This is a genomic window from Clostridium aminobutyricum (genome assembly GCF_017255415.1).
Classification (GTDB): domain Bacteria; phylum Bacillota; class Clostridia; order Peptostreptococcales; family Anaerovoracaceae; genus Aminipila; species Aminipila aminobutyrica.
The window spans coordinates 876,430-890,138 of record NZ_JAFJZZ010000001.1 but is presented as its reverse complement, the minus strand read 5'-3'; the positions used below and the strand labels follow the sequence as shown (position 1 = coordinate 890,138).

Here is a 13,709-nt window from a genome sequence, read left to right as displayed (position 1 = left end):
TATGTTATATTGTTTATAGAGGAGAGGATGGCATGAGCGAAGGAAAGAAAAAAATATTGGTTGTGGATGATGAACCTAAAATAGTGGAAGCGGTAGCCGCTTATCTGGAGAAGAGCGGGTATGAGTCCTTTGTGGCGTATGATGGAGAAAAAGCGCTGACCTTATTTCAAAATGTCAGCCCGGATCTGGTGGTTCTGGATTTGATGCTGCCGAAAGTGTCAGGAGAGGACGTGTGCAGGCATATCCGAAAAAATTCCAGAGTACCGATTATCATGCTGACAGCTAAGGTCAGTGAAGAGGAGAAGATAACGGGATTGAATATCGGAGCGGATGATTATGTGACAAAGCCGTTTAGTCCGAGAGAATTAATGGCTCGTATCAATAGTTTACTCCGGCGGGCAGATGAAGGTGTCTCTCCGCTGTTTCATGTCATGAGTTGGAACAATAACGACTTGGAAATCGACTTAAATGCTTATACCGTAAAAAAAGCGGGTAAAGAGGTCAGTCTGACCAAAATCGAATTTAAATTGCTATGTGCCCTGCTGAAATATCCGAAGAAAACATTTACCAGAGAAGAACTGATTGAAATTGCTTTAGGATCAGATTACGATGGTTTCGAACGCACCATTGACTCTCACGTCAAAAATTTAAGAAGTAAAATTGAGGATGATACCACAGAACCGAAATATATTTTGACGATTCGCGGAATCGGATATAAATTTGGGGAAAACCTGTAATCGGTCCAATAGAAAGAGGTTCACGATGAATGTCAGCTTAAAAGTTAAATTAACCATTTCCTATGTGCTGCTTTCCTTATTTTTAGTAGGGTCTCTTTTGGTAGTCTCCAATCACTTGTTGGAAAAGAAGTTTCAATGCTATGTGATTCATAATCAGGAAAAGAAAAATCAAAATATCGTTCACCTGGTGTCAGAGCAATTCGGCGAGAATGGTGAATTTCCCAATATGGATATGCTGGAAAACATCGGGAATACGGCTTTATCTCAGGGGCTGATTTTGATGGTTGATGATTGGAAGAACAATCAACTTTTTTGTATGAGTACGCTTGACAGTCAGGTGTGTGATAACATGTTGGACAGTATGCGTTCCAATATGGTTAAGGTCTATCCTCATTTTAACGGACAATATGTGGAGAAAGATTATGATGTGACAAAAAACGGCAGCAAGGTGGCAACCGTTACGTTAGGCTATTACGGACCCTATTTCTATAATGATGAGGACATCGAGTTTATAGGAGTTTTAAATCAGGTATTGATTGGCGTAGGCGCATTGTCTCTGATTATTGCAGCCTTGTTGGGATTTTATATGGCGAATCGGATATCCAAGCCGATAAAAAAAGTAATTGATCAAACAAGGCAGATTGAAGAGGGGAATTATACGGAACGGTTAGATTTGGTTTCAAAGACGAAGGAAACCAATCAATTAATTCAAAGTGTGAATCGATTGGCGAATACGTTGCAACGACAGCAGAATTTGCAAAAACGGATGGCCAGAGATTATGCACACGAAATTAGAACACCGCTTGCCGCCCTGCAATCCAATTTAGAGGCGATGATTGACGGGGTATTGGATGTTACACCGGAACGATTGGAAAGTTGCAGGGTAGAGATTTTAAGGCTCACCAAGATGATTTCGGACATTGACAAAATCGTTCAGATTGAAAACGACAGTGTAAAGCTGGAAAAGACACAATTTGATTTATTAGAGGCGATTCATCAAGTAGTCTCAAATTTTCAGCAGGAATTAACAGGTCAGCAGATTCGAATAGAAGTAAGTACAAATCCATGTGAGATTTATGCAGATCGGGATAAAATGATTCAAGTAATCATAAACCTGCTGTCCAATGCCATTAAATATACGGATAATGGCGGTAAAATACAGATTATTGCGAATACCTTTGCAAATAAGACGGAATTTATCGTATCAGATACCGGTGTAGGAATAGAAGAGGAAGATTTGCCAAATATCTTTGAACATCTGTACCGAACGGACAAATCACGTGACCGCAGTTCAGGCGGTTCAGGCATCGGTCTATCGGTTGTGAAAGCGATTATTGACGCACATGGCGGTCATATTGAAGTGAAAAGTCAAGTCGGAAAGGGAAGTCAATTTATCGTTACGCTTCCGTCATAAGTGAATGGAATAATAAAACAGTAGTCCTTACGTTCAATACGTAAGGACTATTTTTATGAGTTAGGAAATAGTACTTATGCTAGTAAGCAATACCATAAAGGCCTCAATATAAACTTAACTGAAGGGTAGTAAGATTATTCGAAGAGCTATTTCCTATTTCAAGCGATCATAGAGAGCATTTAAAAGCTCTTGATTACAGTCTTGGCTGAGTTCCCAAATCATTGCGCCGCCTAATCCTTTCGATTGAATATAGTCTGTTTTTAAACCGATGGACTGTGCATTATCATAGCTTATAAAAACAGAACCGTTGAAGAGCCAGGGGACCATGGATTGTGCATGATAACATTGGGTATAATCGGGTGAATCTAAGTAATCGTTTACGATGGTGTGATAACTGAGTGAATTTGCACCGGAGAATGGTTGATAAAGCCCGTTATTTGTGTCATGAACCGAAGAATAGATATATCCGTAAAAAGGAATACCCATCACCAGTTTTTCCGCAGGGAAGGACGCATCTAACCATGCGTTAACGCTGGAATCCACGCTTGTTTTATATTGAGGGGAGGAATCCATGTTATTGTATAGCGGAGCGTTAAAATCGGTATAGGAATCCCATGTACCGTGCAGATCATAGGTCATGATTGATGCGTAGTCTATGTATTGCTGGAGCTTAGAAAGTTCCGTGTTTCCGGTATACCCGCTGCCTGCTCCTCCTGCGATGGTAAGCAAGTAATGTTTTTGATCGATGGCTCCGCGTGCATCTAATTTTTCACGTATTTTTTGAAGTAAAAGCGTAAAGTTTTGTTTGTCTTCAGCACGTTTTACATTGGAGTTTAATCCTCCGCTGACCGGGTATTCCCAATCGATATCCACTCCGTCAAAACCGTATTGAACAATGAAGTCAACACTACTGTCAGCAAAGGCTGTACGAGATTGGTCTGTTAATGCGACATCGGAAAATCTTCCTGACCAAGTCCAGCCGCCTACGGAAATCAGTGTTTTTAAATGAGGATTTCTTTGCTTTAGCGCGTTCAGCTGTTTGAAATTATGTAGGTCAATATCCGGATCCCCTAAGGTGATTTTTAAATCCGAACCAATGTTCGCAAAAGCATAGTGGATGTGAGTCAGTTTGGCAGCATCAATTTTATCTGCCGTATAGCCATTATAACCGGACCATGCCGTATAGTAGCCGACTACTTTTTTCGTAGGGAGCTGGGTTGCGGACGGTGCAGAGGACACCGTTTTATCCGGTTTAGCAGCAAATGCAAAATGATCTGCAGAACAGCCTAGGTAGAATAAAATGACGAGGAATAAAGTAAAACTTGTTGAAGGGATAAAACCTTTGTTTATCATAGTCCAATTAGCCTTTCTCTTAACCTGTAAGAAATACCGTTCTTGATCGATTTTGATGATGCCAGTATATCATAGATTAACTAATTTATGGATATGCAATATATGGAAAAACGGTACGGAAAGATAAGACCTCAGCAAAATCAAGGAATGACTGTATTGAGGTTTTTTATCCTATCCTTTTCGGTTATAAGATATGGCGAAAAAAATAAAAAATGCAATGAAATAGTGATATTTTTAAATAGAAAAAGTGGGTATATGAATTAAAATACAGAAGATTTTTTTATAATAAGTTATTGTTGACAGGCTTTCTTTTATTGAATATATTGGAAAAAAGAGGTGGTATGCGTAGAGCGGAGGTATTTTATGTCTAAATTAACCGAAAAATATGTACAGACAATGATGAGTGGCTCTAAAATAAAAGTTTTAAAATATGAAAGCATTAAAATCGCTGGTATCAATCTTGTTATCGGATTTTTATGGATTTATTTTTCTGACCGATTAGTAGACAATATGACTGCCAATAAGCATTTAATGCTGATAATGAATACATATAAGGGTTGGTTTTACGTTATTGTCACTTCAACGATTCTTTATTGTTTAATTCGAAATCTTTTAAAAAAGGTAGAAACTGCTGAAAATGAATTGAAAAGAAGTAATGAAGAATTATATCAGGCGAACGAGGAACTTCAGGCTTCCTTAGAACAATTGGCTGCTGCGGAAGAAGAACTGAGGGTACAATATGAACAAATTACTGAAAATGAAATAAAATTAATTGAAAGTGAAGCAAAAAACAGAGCAATTATTCAAGCGATGCCGGATTTGCTATTTTTGATTGATCGAGAAGGTACTTTTGTAGACTGCATAGCAAGTGATGAAACGCTTTTACTTATGCCAAGAAAAAGTTTTATCGGTAAAAAAATCAGTGATATCATACCACGTCACATTTCAAAAAGCGCTTATGAAAAAATAGAATCGGTTTTTCAAAATGGAAATATGGAAATAGTTGAATGTAACTTGCTTCTGTCTGAGGAAGAACAATACTTTGAGCTTAGAATGATGGCTTATAATCAAACAGAAATATTGGTCATGTCAAGGAACGTTACAAATGAAAGAAAAAGCCAAATTGAACTGAAGATAAGCGAAGCGAAGTACAAGACGTTGATTAAACAGCTGCAACTAGGCTTAGCCCTCTATGAAGGACCCCTATGCGAGAAGGTAAAAGAGTATCTGCTTGTGGAGACAAATGACAGTCATGAAAGGCTAACCGGATTAAAGACGGAAGACATACTGGGAAAAACCTTTGGTGAAATATTTCCGTTCATGGAAAGTGAAAATATAGAGAAATTGGAACATACTATTAGTACCGGAGAACCTACTTATTATGAACGTTATCAACCGAAGATAGACGTATATTATGAAATCATCGCCTATCGTCCAAAAGAATCACAGCTGGCGATTATCGTAAATGATATTACGCTAAGGAGACAAGCTGAAAAGGCGACTAGAATCAGTGAGAATAATTTCAAAAATATATTTGAAAATTCTTCGGATGCTATCCTTATGGTAAGAGAGGATAAAGTGATTGACTGCAACTCTGCGGCAATAAAATTATTGGGGTATCGTACGAAAGAGGAGCTGATCAGTAAATCACCGACCGAATTTTCACCTGAAAAACAGCCAAACGGAGCCTTATCGAAAGAACTTGTTGAGGAGATTTATCGTAAGTCTCATATTTACGGAAAATATAAATTTGAATGGTGGCACCGAAGAAATGACGGCGAACACTTTCCGGTTGAAGTGATGATGACGAACGTTTCCTATGACGGAAAAGAAGTAGCACATTGTTTATGCAGAGATATTAGCGAGCGAAAACAATTGGAAGACAACCTTAAATATTTAAGCATCCATGACCAATTGACCGGATTATATAACAGAAGGTTTTTTGAAGAGGAAATTGTGCGGTTGGATACGGAAAGTAGTTTGCCTTTTACGATTACAATGGCAGACATCAATGGGTTGAAGCTGGTCAATGATTCATTCGGGCATGCGATAGGAGATGAATTGCTGCGGAAAGTGACCAGCGTGTTGAAAAAGGGTTGCAGGGAACAGGATATTATATGCAGATTATCCGGTGATGAATTTGTCATCATGTCTCCGAATACAGACACTTTTGAAGCGGAATTGATCATAAAGAAGATTAAATCCATTGCTATGGGTGAAAAAGTGGGATTGGTGAATATCTCTATTTCTTTTGGATTTGAAACAAAAAGAAATAAGGATGAGCCTATTTATGAAATCCTTAAAAAAGCAGAAAACTATATGTATCGAAAAAAGCTATACGATAGTCCGAGTATGAGAGGAAAGACCATTCAGGCCATCATCAGTACTCTTCATGAAAAAAATAAACGGGAGGAACAGCATTCACGCCGAGTCTCTGAATTGTGTGAAAGCATGGGCAATGCGCTTCACATGCCAGAGGACAAGGTGAAGGAATTGAAAACGGTTGGCCTGCTGCATGATATCGGTAAAATTGCAATAGAGGAAAATATTTTAAATAAAAAGCACAAGCTAACGGAGGAAGAATGGGAAGAAATTAAAAAACATCCGGAAATCGGATACAGAATCCTTAGTACGGTGAACGATTTAGCAGAAATGGCTGAATATGTGCTGGCTCATCATGAACGTTGGGATGGAAAGGGATACCCCAAAGGCCTGCAAGGAACGGATATTCCGCTTCAATCTTGTATCATTAGTATTGTTGATGCGTACGACGCCATGATCAGTGAAAGGAGCTATCGAAATGCATTACCTAAAGAAGTTGCTATCCAAGAACTAAGAGCAAATGCAGGATTACAATTTAATCCTGAACTGGTAGAGGTGTTTATTGATCAAGTTCTTGAAGACGAACTTTAACTTTTTTGGTTTATGTTGTCAGATGGTTTTTTAAAGAGTATAATTAAAATAAGCAATGGAAATTAGAATCCTACGGAGGTAAAAATTATGGATGCAATAACCTGTATTAAAGAAAGACGAAGTGTAAGAAAATTTGAAGAGAAGAAGATTCCTCATGAGGTGATGGAAGAACTTGTAGAGGTTGCTTCTTATGCTCCATCTTGGAAAAATACACAAATTGTTCGCTATATCGTGCTGGAAGATAAAGAAAAAATTGAACGAATTGCTCAGGATTGTGTTTTGGGCTTTGAATATAATACAAAAACAATGAAAAATGCAGCTGCTTTAGTCCTTGTTACTATGGTAAAAGGCCGCTGCGGATATGAAAAAGATGGTTCTTTCTCTACTCCTAAAGAGGATCGATGGGAAATGTTCGATGCCGGCATTGCAACGCAGACTTTCTGCTTGGCAGCTCATGAAAAAGGTATCGGATCAGTAATCATAGGTGTTTTTGATGAATCGAAGGTAGAAGAAGTGGTATTCATTCCGGAAGGACAACAGTTAGCTGCTATTATTGCTGTCGGTTATCCTTCCGTTATCCCTGATATCCCAAAACGTAAGTCGGTAGAAGACTTGGTTTCATTTAAATAAAAGGTTAAGATCAGCAGCAAAGTATTCAAAAACAGCAGTTCGTTTTGATTTATATGGTGTTGGATTTCTAGGAGGCATATATTATGTTTGCAATGAAACAGATGAATGATTTACTTAAAACCTTTTGCTCCGCAGACAAGTTGTTTGATTCTTATCAACTGGTAGAACCTCAGACCCATGAGGTCTTTGACTATGATTCAAACGACAATTTAATCAAAACCGAGAAATACTGCTATACTACTTGCGGCCGGTTTGTACCTTGTGAAAATTGTACGTCAAAACGTACCTGCAATGATCAAAACCAATATATGAAATTAGAATATGTAAATGATCGAGTGCTATTATTTCTATCTCGTCCGGTTCGCGTAGAGAATAAATTGTTTTCCTTAGAACTTATAAAGAACGTTACGGACAGCCTATCCATACCGAGTTATTATCATACGGAAAAACGAGATGTCGAAAAGGTGATTCAACAATTGAATGACTTATCGATACATGATGCGTTTACCGGTATGTATAACAAGGTATATATCAAAAATGAGATTGATAATTTTGTTCAACAAATGGAAAAAACGGATGATAAGCTGATCGGTATTGCGATCGATATAGACGATTATACACAGGTCAATATGATGTACGGACATGGAGTAGGAAATCAAGTATTATACTATATTGCTTCAGCAGTAAAGCAAGTGGCCGGTTTGTATAGAGGCTGGACCGGAAGGCTGGGGCCCGATGAATTTGGGTTGTTCTTTAAAAATATGTCTATGAGCGAAATAGAAACCATTTGTATAAAGCTTGATGAAATGATCTCTCAGCATTTGTTTGAAGCAAAAGGAAAAGAGTTTAAAATGACCTTTAGTTATGGGGTTGCTGAATTAGAACAGACGGAAGATGCTGATGATTATATTGACAGACTGTATTTTAGGTTGCGCGCAGCGCAAGGTTCTAAAAAAGAAGCAGATCAGGAATAAGAAAATCCTCTGTCATATCGCAAGCGATATTTCCTACATTATAAAAAATCCGCTAAGAGTTTTTCTTAGCGGTTATTTTTCATTTAGGATTCTTTTGTGGTTTGTGTTGCCTTGATATTCTCGAGGAATTGATACAATGCTTCGATTTCGGTAAGGTCGTTTTCAAAATTGATACTCATAGAAAGAATATTAAGCTTTTCATTTTTTTGTTTAAAGATCGCACATTCTGTTCTTTCAAAAGTATTTTGACATTCAATTTTCTTATTATAATCCTTCTCAAATAAATCGGTTAATCTGGTCAATAGCGGATTGGATTTCTCCACATTCCAAATCGGGAAACCATCTAATACGTCGTTATTAACGTCATTTAATCCACAGATGACCCCAAAGGTCGCTGCCATTTCATTCAATATACTTTGATCTAGACTCCTTGAACAAATAGACACATCAAGATTACCGGTGGTCGTACGAATCGTACCGATATTGGAAGCGGCAATGACTTCTCCATCGTCTGATTTAAAATAGATTCCGTTAATCATTGTATATAGTAAACTCAATACTTTTGTACTGTCATCCTTTGAAATAACCATCGGTGGGGAAGGAATCGGAGTCAATGTATATGTATAATTTTCTTCGCTGTTTTGATATTTATCTGCAAATTTGGAAGCAGCAGTATCAAAGTACTTTTGAAATCTGGCTACATCGCTATCATTGATTAAAACCACAGCGGTTGCTTCGATCGGATATTCTTCAACGGATTGGCCTCCATTAAATCCACCCAATTCTATTAAAACGCCGTTGCTTTTGGAAGAAGCAAGGAAATCACCGATAATTTTTATCGGATTCGGATGCTTTCCTAAAAGTATGCCGGAGCTGCCGCCGTTTAAGTTTCTGATAGATATTTCATACGCATGCGGATAGGTTGGCGCTTGCCAGTTCAATTGTTTTGAAAAATCATATTGAGATGTACCCGCGCTTCCTATTGTAAATGAGGTTTTCCCTGCGTGAGTTAAATTAATCAGGTTATCTGCATTTAAATAGTTTTTGCTTAAGTCTTCTGCACCTTTCATATCATTATTTTGATTTGCTGTAAAAAGTACACGAATAAATCCATGTTTTTCTACCTTATCGATGAGATACAATGCGGAAGCAATCGCTTGATACTGTTCTTCTGCTATTCCTTGCCCGATAGCACATTGAAGGATTGTGGATTCAGCATCTTCATAACTTTCTGTGGCTTTCTTGGACATAATGATGTTTTGATGTTCATCGTAGGAAACGGGAATATTATGATCAATTGCCCAAGACTGCAGATAGGCATTCATTGCCTTTATATCGGTAGGATCAGGTACTTTTTGAAGAAGCTGGTTGTAGATTGCTGTTGTGTCTGCAGTAAGTACTTTTTCAAATTCGCTTTGTTTATCTTTAAAGAAACAGCCGGTAAAAGAAGTCATAATCAATAGAATAGTTAAACTAAAAGCAATTATTTTTTTCATTTTTTTCTCCTGTAAGATAATATAGATAACATCCTGTCCGATCGTTTCATACTGCTGACAGGATTTAGGCTGGAACATCATCAATCGTGGATTGATAGACTTCCATCGTATTAACGTAAACCAAATGTTCGTACCGTTTAAGTCTACGATAATTAAATTATTACAAACAATAAGTGGTGTAATATATTACAATCAATTAGTATTTTAAAAGATTTATATTTATGATACAATGATAATATGCCTCAATATAATATCATAATGTGCGATAAAATTGTAGGGGTTTAAGAAAATCTTCATAATTTTATTAATGAGAAACGAGGCTGTAAATGGTTGTAAGAGGCTATCAGTTGCAAAAGGGGGGAAACCAATGGAATCAAAAAATATCATTATACGAAAAACTGTATTTGAAGATTGTTACCTATTTGCAGAGTGGGAAATCATGTCTGAAGTGACAGAATTTTTTAGCATGAATTCAGATAGATGTTATGAAGATGTGGTTCGGGAGTTTGTGCGGCGTGAATTGGACAAAACTAAACTTCAATTTACCATTTGTGAAAAAAATGAACTACCCATCGGTCGAATCTATATCAGCAAAGTGGATCGAGATAATGATTCATTGGATATTACGAGAATATATATTGCAGACGGTGAAAATCGAAGAAAAGGATTTGGAGAAGAAGCGTTGCGATTGATACTTGAATATTGTTTCATGAATTTACATACAGAAAGAGTCACGTTATCTTATTTTGAAGGAAATAAGGTTGCCTCCGGTCTATGTGAAAAATTGGGATTTAAACATGAAGGCTTAGCTCGAAACGCCTGCAAAAAGAATGGGAAGTATCATGATCTTCATTTGCTTTCCTTGCTTCGGGCAGAATATTATGTGAAGATTCACGATCGATAAATCATGGAACCAGAACGGTTCATTTAAGCTGAAAACTTATATTTTTGATATTTAAGGCACACAAGGTACATGTTGTGTCTTTTATATTGACATGAATTAGCAACTGCTGTAATCTATATCACGGCGTAAAATTCGGCGGGTTACACCTATTATGTATTAAAATTTAAACATAAAAAAAAGAACGAATAGATCAAAATAGGATTGACTTTCATCAATATAACGGTATAATTTTTATTGGGAATAAATACTAGATATAGTATTCAAAAGCACAATAAAGGGTGAAAAAACAATAAATATTGTAAATGCTGCAATTTCAATGGTTTGCACATTTTTTCATTTGCACGGTTAAAAATGGAGGGAATTAGTATGGATGAAATTAGATGGATTAAAAAAAGAGATGGCCGTACGGCAGACTTTGATATAAATAAAATAGCAGATGCTATTTATAAAGCAGCACAGGTGCTTGGCGGAAATGATTATGAAATGGCCCGGTATTTGGCAAAGCAGGTGGAGTTGTATTTAATTGAGGTAAAACACAATGATGCTCCGACGGTGGAACAAATTCAAGATGCTGTTGAAAAGATATTAATAGAAAATGGACATGCCCGTACCGCTAAAGAATTTATTTTGTATCGTGCGGAACGAACGCGGATTCGAGAGATGAATACCAGGTTAATGAAAATTTATGAAGATTTAACCTTTAAGGAAGCAAGTGAAAATGATATAAAGCGTGAAAATGCAAATATTGACGGTGATACTGCCATGGGTACCATGCTGAAATATGGCTCGGAAGGTGCGAAACAGTTCTATGAAATGTATGTGTTGAATCCGGCTCATTCAAAGGCTCATATGGAAGGGGATATCCATATTCACGATTTAGACTTTTTAACCCTGACGACAACTTGTTGTCAGATTGACATTGAAAATTTATTTAAAGGAGGATTCTCTACAGGCCACGGTTTCTTGAGGGAACCAAATGATATACAGAGTTATGCTGCGTTGGCCTGCATTGCCATACAGTCAAACCAAAATGATCAACACGGCGGACAGAGTATTCCGAATTTTGATTATGGCATGTCCAATGGAGTTCGTAAAACCTATAAAAACCTGTATTGGACCAATCTAGGCAAAGTGATGAATATCCTTTATGATATTGATAATGGAGTGGAAAAGGCAAAAGAGACCGGGAAAGGGATTGAAAAAGAATTTAATCTTTGTCCGAATATGCTTGACGATAGTGAGTATAAAGAAAAAGAGGCGGAATTCCTCGCAGAGATCATCAATCCGGAAGACATTCAGAAACTGCAGCAAAGGGCTAAAAAATATGCGGATAAAGAAATCAGGCGGGCAACATATCAGGCAATGGAAGCATTTGTTCACAATTTAAATACGATGCATTCCAGAGCAGGCGCCCAAATACCGTTCAGTTCGATTAATTATGGTACGGATACTTCTCCGGAGGGCAGGCTTGTCATCGAAAATATATTATTGGCAACGGAAGCGGGCCTTGGAAATGGTGAAACGGCGATATTCCCCATTCACATTTTTAAGGTAAAAGAAGGAATCAACTATAATCCGGGTGAGCCGAATTATGATTTGTTCAAACTGGCTTGCAAAGTATCCGCAAAGAGACTATTCCCTAATTTCTCGTTTATTGATGCGCCGTATAACTTGAAATATTACAAACAGGGAGATGTCAATACAGAAGTCGCTTACATGGGATGCCGTACAAGAGTAATCGGTAATATTTACGATCCAACCAGAGAAGTAGTCGGTGGCAGAGGCAATCTGAGCTTTACGTCTATTAATCTGCCAAGAATAGCCATCAAAGCAAACGGCAATTTAGACATTTTCTTTGAAGATTTGGATCGAAAGCTCCAGCTGGTCATTGATCAATTGATGGAACGATATAAGATTCAGGCCGATAAAAAGGTAAAGAATTATCCGTTTCTAATGGGTCAGGGCATCTGGCTGGATTCTGAAAAATTAAAGCCAAATGATTCGGTGGGAGAAATTTTAAAACATGGTACGTTAACCATTGGATTTATCGGTCTTGCCGAATGCTTAAAAGCGTTAATCGGCTCACATCATGGTGAATCCAAGGAAGCTCAGAATTTAGGTCTGGATATCATCGGTTATATGAGAAAAAAGGCAGATGATGAGGCAGCAAAAACAGGCTTTAATTATACGCTGATAGCCACCCCGGCAGAAGGCTTATCCGGACGTTTTGTTCGTATGGACAGGGCAAGATATGGTGTTATCGAAGGCGTTACCGACCGAGAATATTATACAAACTCTTTCCATATTCCTGTTTACTATACTATTTCGGCATTTGATAAGATTAAATTAGAGGCGCCATACCATTCCCTTACCAATGCAGGACACATTTCTTATGTAGAATTGGATGGCGATCCTTGCAAGAACCTTGACGCTTTTGAACAAGTGGTACGGTGTATGAAGGAAAGCGGCATCGGATACGGTTCCATCAATCATCCGGTCGATCGAGATCCTGTTTGCGGTTATACAGGAATCATCGATAATGAATGCCCGCTTTGCCATAGAAAAGAAGAAGACAGCGATGAAGGTTTTGAACGAATCAGAAGAATTACCGGCTATTTGGTAGGTACGGTAGATCGTTTCAATAACGCTAAAAAATCAGAAGAAAAGGATCGAGTGAAACATGATGTCTCAGGACAAATGGAACAAATCTGATGAGGCGGAGCAGTGGAAAGAGAATAAACCGGAGAGCATTCGAATTGCCGGAGTGGTAAGGGAGTCTATTGTAGACGGACCCGGCATACGGTTTGTGGTTTTCGGTCAAGGTTGTCCTCACCATTGTGAAGGTTGTCACAATCCGAATACACATGATTTTGATGGCGGGTATGACTGCTCCATTGAAAAAATCCTCACAGAAATGGATAAAAATCCGTTACTATCAGGAATTACCTTTAGCGGAGGAGAACCCATGTGTCAACCGGAGGCTTTTTTAGCTCTGGCTGAAGAAATAAAGAAAAGAAAGCTTGATATTGTGGTATATTCGGGTTATACTCTTGAAGAGTTGACGAAAATGGGTCAGGATAGAACGGCTATTCAATCGTTATTGGATAAGATTGATTATTTAATTGACGGGCGATTTGTTTTATCGGAAAGAGATTTACAGTTGAACTTTAGAGGCAGCAGGAATCAACGTTATATTGACATGGCAGCTACTAGACAGAATGGAAAAATAATTTTAGTGCAATCGTGATCAATCTATAATCGCTCAAGGCAACGTGTTGCATTTAAAGG

10 protein-coding genes are annotated in these 13,709 nt (G+C 37.8%); 8 read left to right on the top strand and 2 right to left on the bottom strand.

Features of this window, described 5'->3' with window-relative positions; genetic code table 11:
* Positions 1 to 32 precede the first annotated feature (32 nt).
* A complete protein-coding gene (locus tag JYB65_RS04345; protein ID WP_206581377.1) occupies positions 33 to 737 on the top strand; it encodes a response regulator transcription factor in 705 nt (234 codons plus the stop codon).
* A 25-nt stretch (positions 738 to 762) separates the two neighbouring features.
* Positions 763 to 2,151 carry a sensor histidine kinase gene (locus JYB65_RS04340; protein WP_206581376.1) on the top strand — a complete coding sequence of 463 codons (1,389 nt, stop codon included), beginning with the start codon at positions 763 to 765 and terminating at the stop codon, positions 2,149 to 2,151.
* Between the two features lie 153 nt (positions 2,152 to 2,304).
* Here JYB65_RS04340 and JYB65_RS04335 read toward each other — a convergent pair whose 3' ends face one another.
* Positions 2,305 to 3,504 (bottom strand): glycoside hydrolase family 18 protein, encoded by a 1,200-nt coding sequence (locus tag JYB65_RS04335; RefSeq protein WP_206581375.1) that lies wholly within the window; start codon positions 3,502 to 3,504, stop codon positions 2,305 to 2,307.
* 363 nt (positions 3,505 to 3,867) lie between these two features.
* Here JYB65_RS04335 and JYB65_RS04330 point away from each other — a divergent pair, with 363 nt between their 5' ends.
* The 3 genes from JYB65_RS04330 to JYB65_RS04320 all read left to right on the top strand — a co-directional run bounded on the left by JYB65_RS04330 (position 3,868) and on the right by JYB65_RS04320 (position 8,021).
* Entirely contained in the window at positions 3,868 to 6,417 is a 2,550-nt protein-coding gene (locus JYB65_RS04330; RefSeq protein WP_342366614.1) for an HD domain-containing phosphohydrolase, read from the top strand.
* Positions 6,418 to 6,504: 87 nt separating this feature from the next.
* The gene (locus tag JYB65_RS04325; protein ID WP_206581374.1) at positions 6,505 to 7,047 is read left to right on the top strand and encodes a nitroreductase family protein; all 543 of its coding nucleotides are present in this window, start codon (positions 6,505 to 6,507) and stop codon (positions 7,045 to 7,047) included.
* Positions 7,048 to 7,130: 83 nt separating this feature from the next.
* Complete coding sequence (locus tag JYB65_RS04320) at positions 7,131 to 8,021, top strand: GGDEF domain-containing protein (protein WP_206581373.1); 891 nt, start codon at positions 7,131 to 7,133, stop codon at positions 8,019 to 8,021.
* An 83-nt stretch (positions 8,022 to 8,104) separates the two neighbouring features.
* Here JYB65_RS04320 and JYB65_RS04315 read toward each other — a convergent pair whose 3' ends face one another.
* On the bottom strand, positions 8,105 to 9,517 hold the full coding sequence (locus JYB65_RS04315) for a zinc-binding metallopeptidase family protein (RefSeq protein WP_206581372.1): 1,413 nt from the start codon (positions 9,515 to 9,517) through the stop codon (positions 8,105 to 8,107).
* A gap of 367 nt (positions 9,518 to 9,884) precedes the next feature.
* On the opposite strand from JYB65_RS04315, the gene JYB65_RS04310 reads away from it, so the two are divergent.
* From JYB65_RS04310 to nrdG, 3 genes are all read left to right on the top strand, one after another.
* Positions 9,885 to 10,421, top strand: coding sequence for a GNAT family N-acetyltransferase (locus JYB65_RS04310; RefSeq protein WP_206581371.1), 537 nt, complete (start codon positions 9,885 to 9,887; stop codon positions 10,419 to 10,421).
* 366 nt (positions 10,422 to 10,787) lie between these two features.
* Positions 10,788 to 13,133, top strand: coding sequence for an anaerobic ribonucleoside triphosphate reductase (locus tag JYB65_RS04305; RefSeq protein WP_206581370.1), 2,346 nt, complete (start codon positions 10,788 to 10,790; stop codon positions 13,131 to 13,133).
* Complete coding sequence (gene nrdG / locus JYB65_RS04300; protein WP_206581775.1) at positions 13,105 to 13,668, top strand: anaerobic ribonucleoside-triphosphate reductase activating protein; 564 nt, start codon at positions 13,105 to 13,107, stop codon at positions 13,666 to 13,668. The genes JYB65_RS04305 and nrdG overlap by 29 nt, the downstream gene beginning before the upstream one ends.
* Positions 13,669 to 13,709: the final 41 nt, after the last annotated feature.

What these genes read in the sequence shown, in the direction of transcription:
- JYB65_RS04345 (WP_206581377.1), top strand. Translation starts at nt 33, where the DNA reads ATGAGCGAAGGAAAGAAAAAAATATTGGTTGTGGATGATGAACCTAAA.
- JYB65_RS04340 (WP_206581376.1), top strand. Translation starts at nt 763, where the DNA reads ATGAATGTCAGCTTAAAAGTTAAATTAACCATTTCCTATGTGCTGCTT.
- JYB65_RS04335 (WP_206581375.1), bottom strand. Translation starts at nt 3,504, where the DNA reads ATGATAAACAAAGGTTTTATCCCTTCAACAAGTTTTACTTTATTCCTC.
- JYB65_RS04330 (WP_342366614.1), top strand. Translation starts at nt 3,868, where the DNA reads ATGTCTAAATTAACCGAAAAATATGTACAGACAATGATGAGTGGCTCT.
- JYB65_RS04325 (WP_206581374.1), top strand. Translation starts at nt 6,505, where the DNA reads ATGGATGCAATAACCTGTATTAAAGAAAGACGAAGTGTAAGAAAATTT.
- JYB65_RS04320 (WP_206581373.1), top strand. Translation starts at nt 7,131, where the DNA reads ATGTTTGCAATGAAACAGATGAATGATTTACTTAAAACCTTTTGCTCC.
- JYB65_RS04315 (WP_206581372.1), bottom strand. Translation starts at nt 9,517, where the DNA reads ATGAAAAAAATAATTGCTTTTAGTTTAACTATTCTATTGATTATGACT.
- JYB65_RS04310 (WP_206581371.1), top strand. Translation starts at nt 9,885, where the DNA reads ATGGAATCAAAAAATATCATTATACGAAAAACTGTATTTGAAGATTGT.
- JYB65_RS04305 (WP_206581370.1), top strand. Translation starts at nt 10,788, where the DNA reads ATGGATGAAATTAGATGGATTAAAAAAAGAGATGGCCGTACGGCAGAC.
- nrdG (WP_206581775.1), top strand. Translation starts at nt 13,105, where the DNA reads ATGTCTCAGGACAAATGGAACAAATCTGATGAGGCGGAGCAGTGGAAA.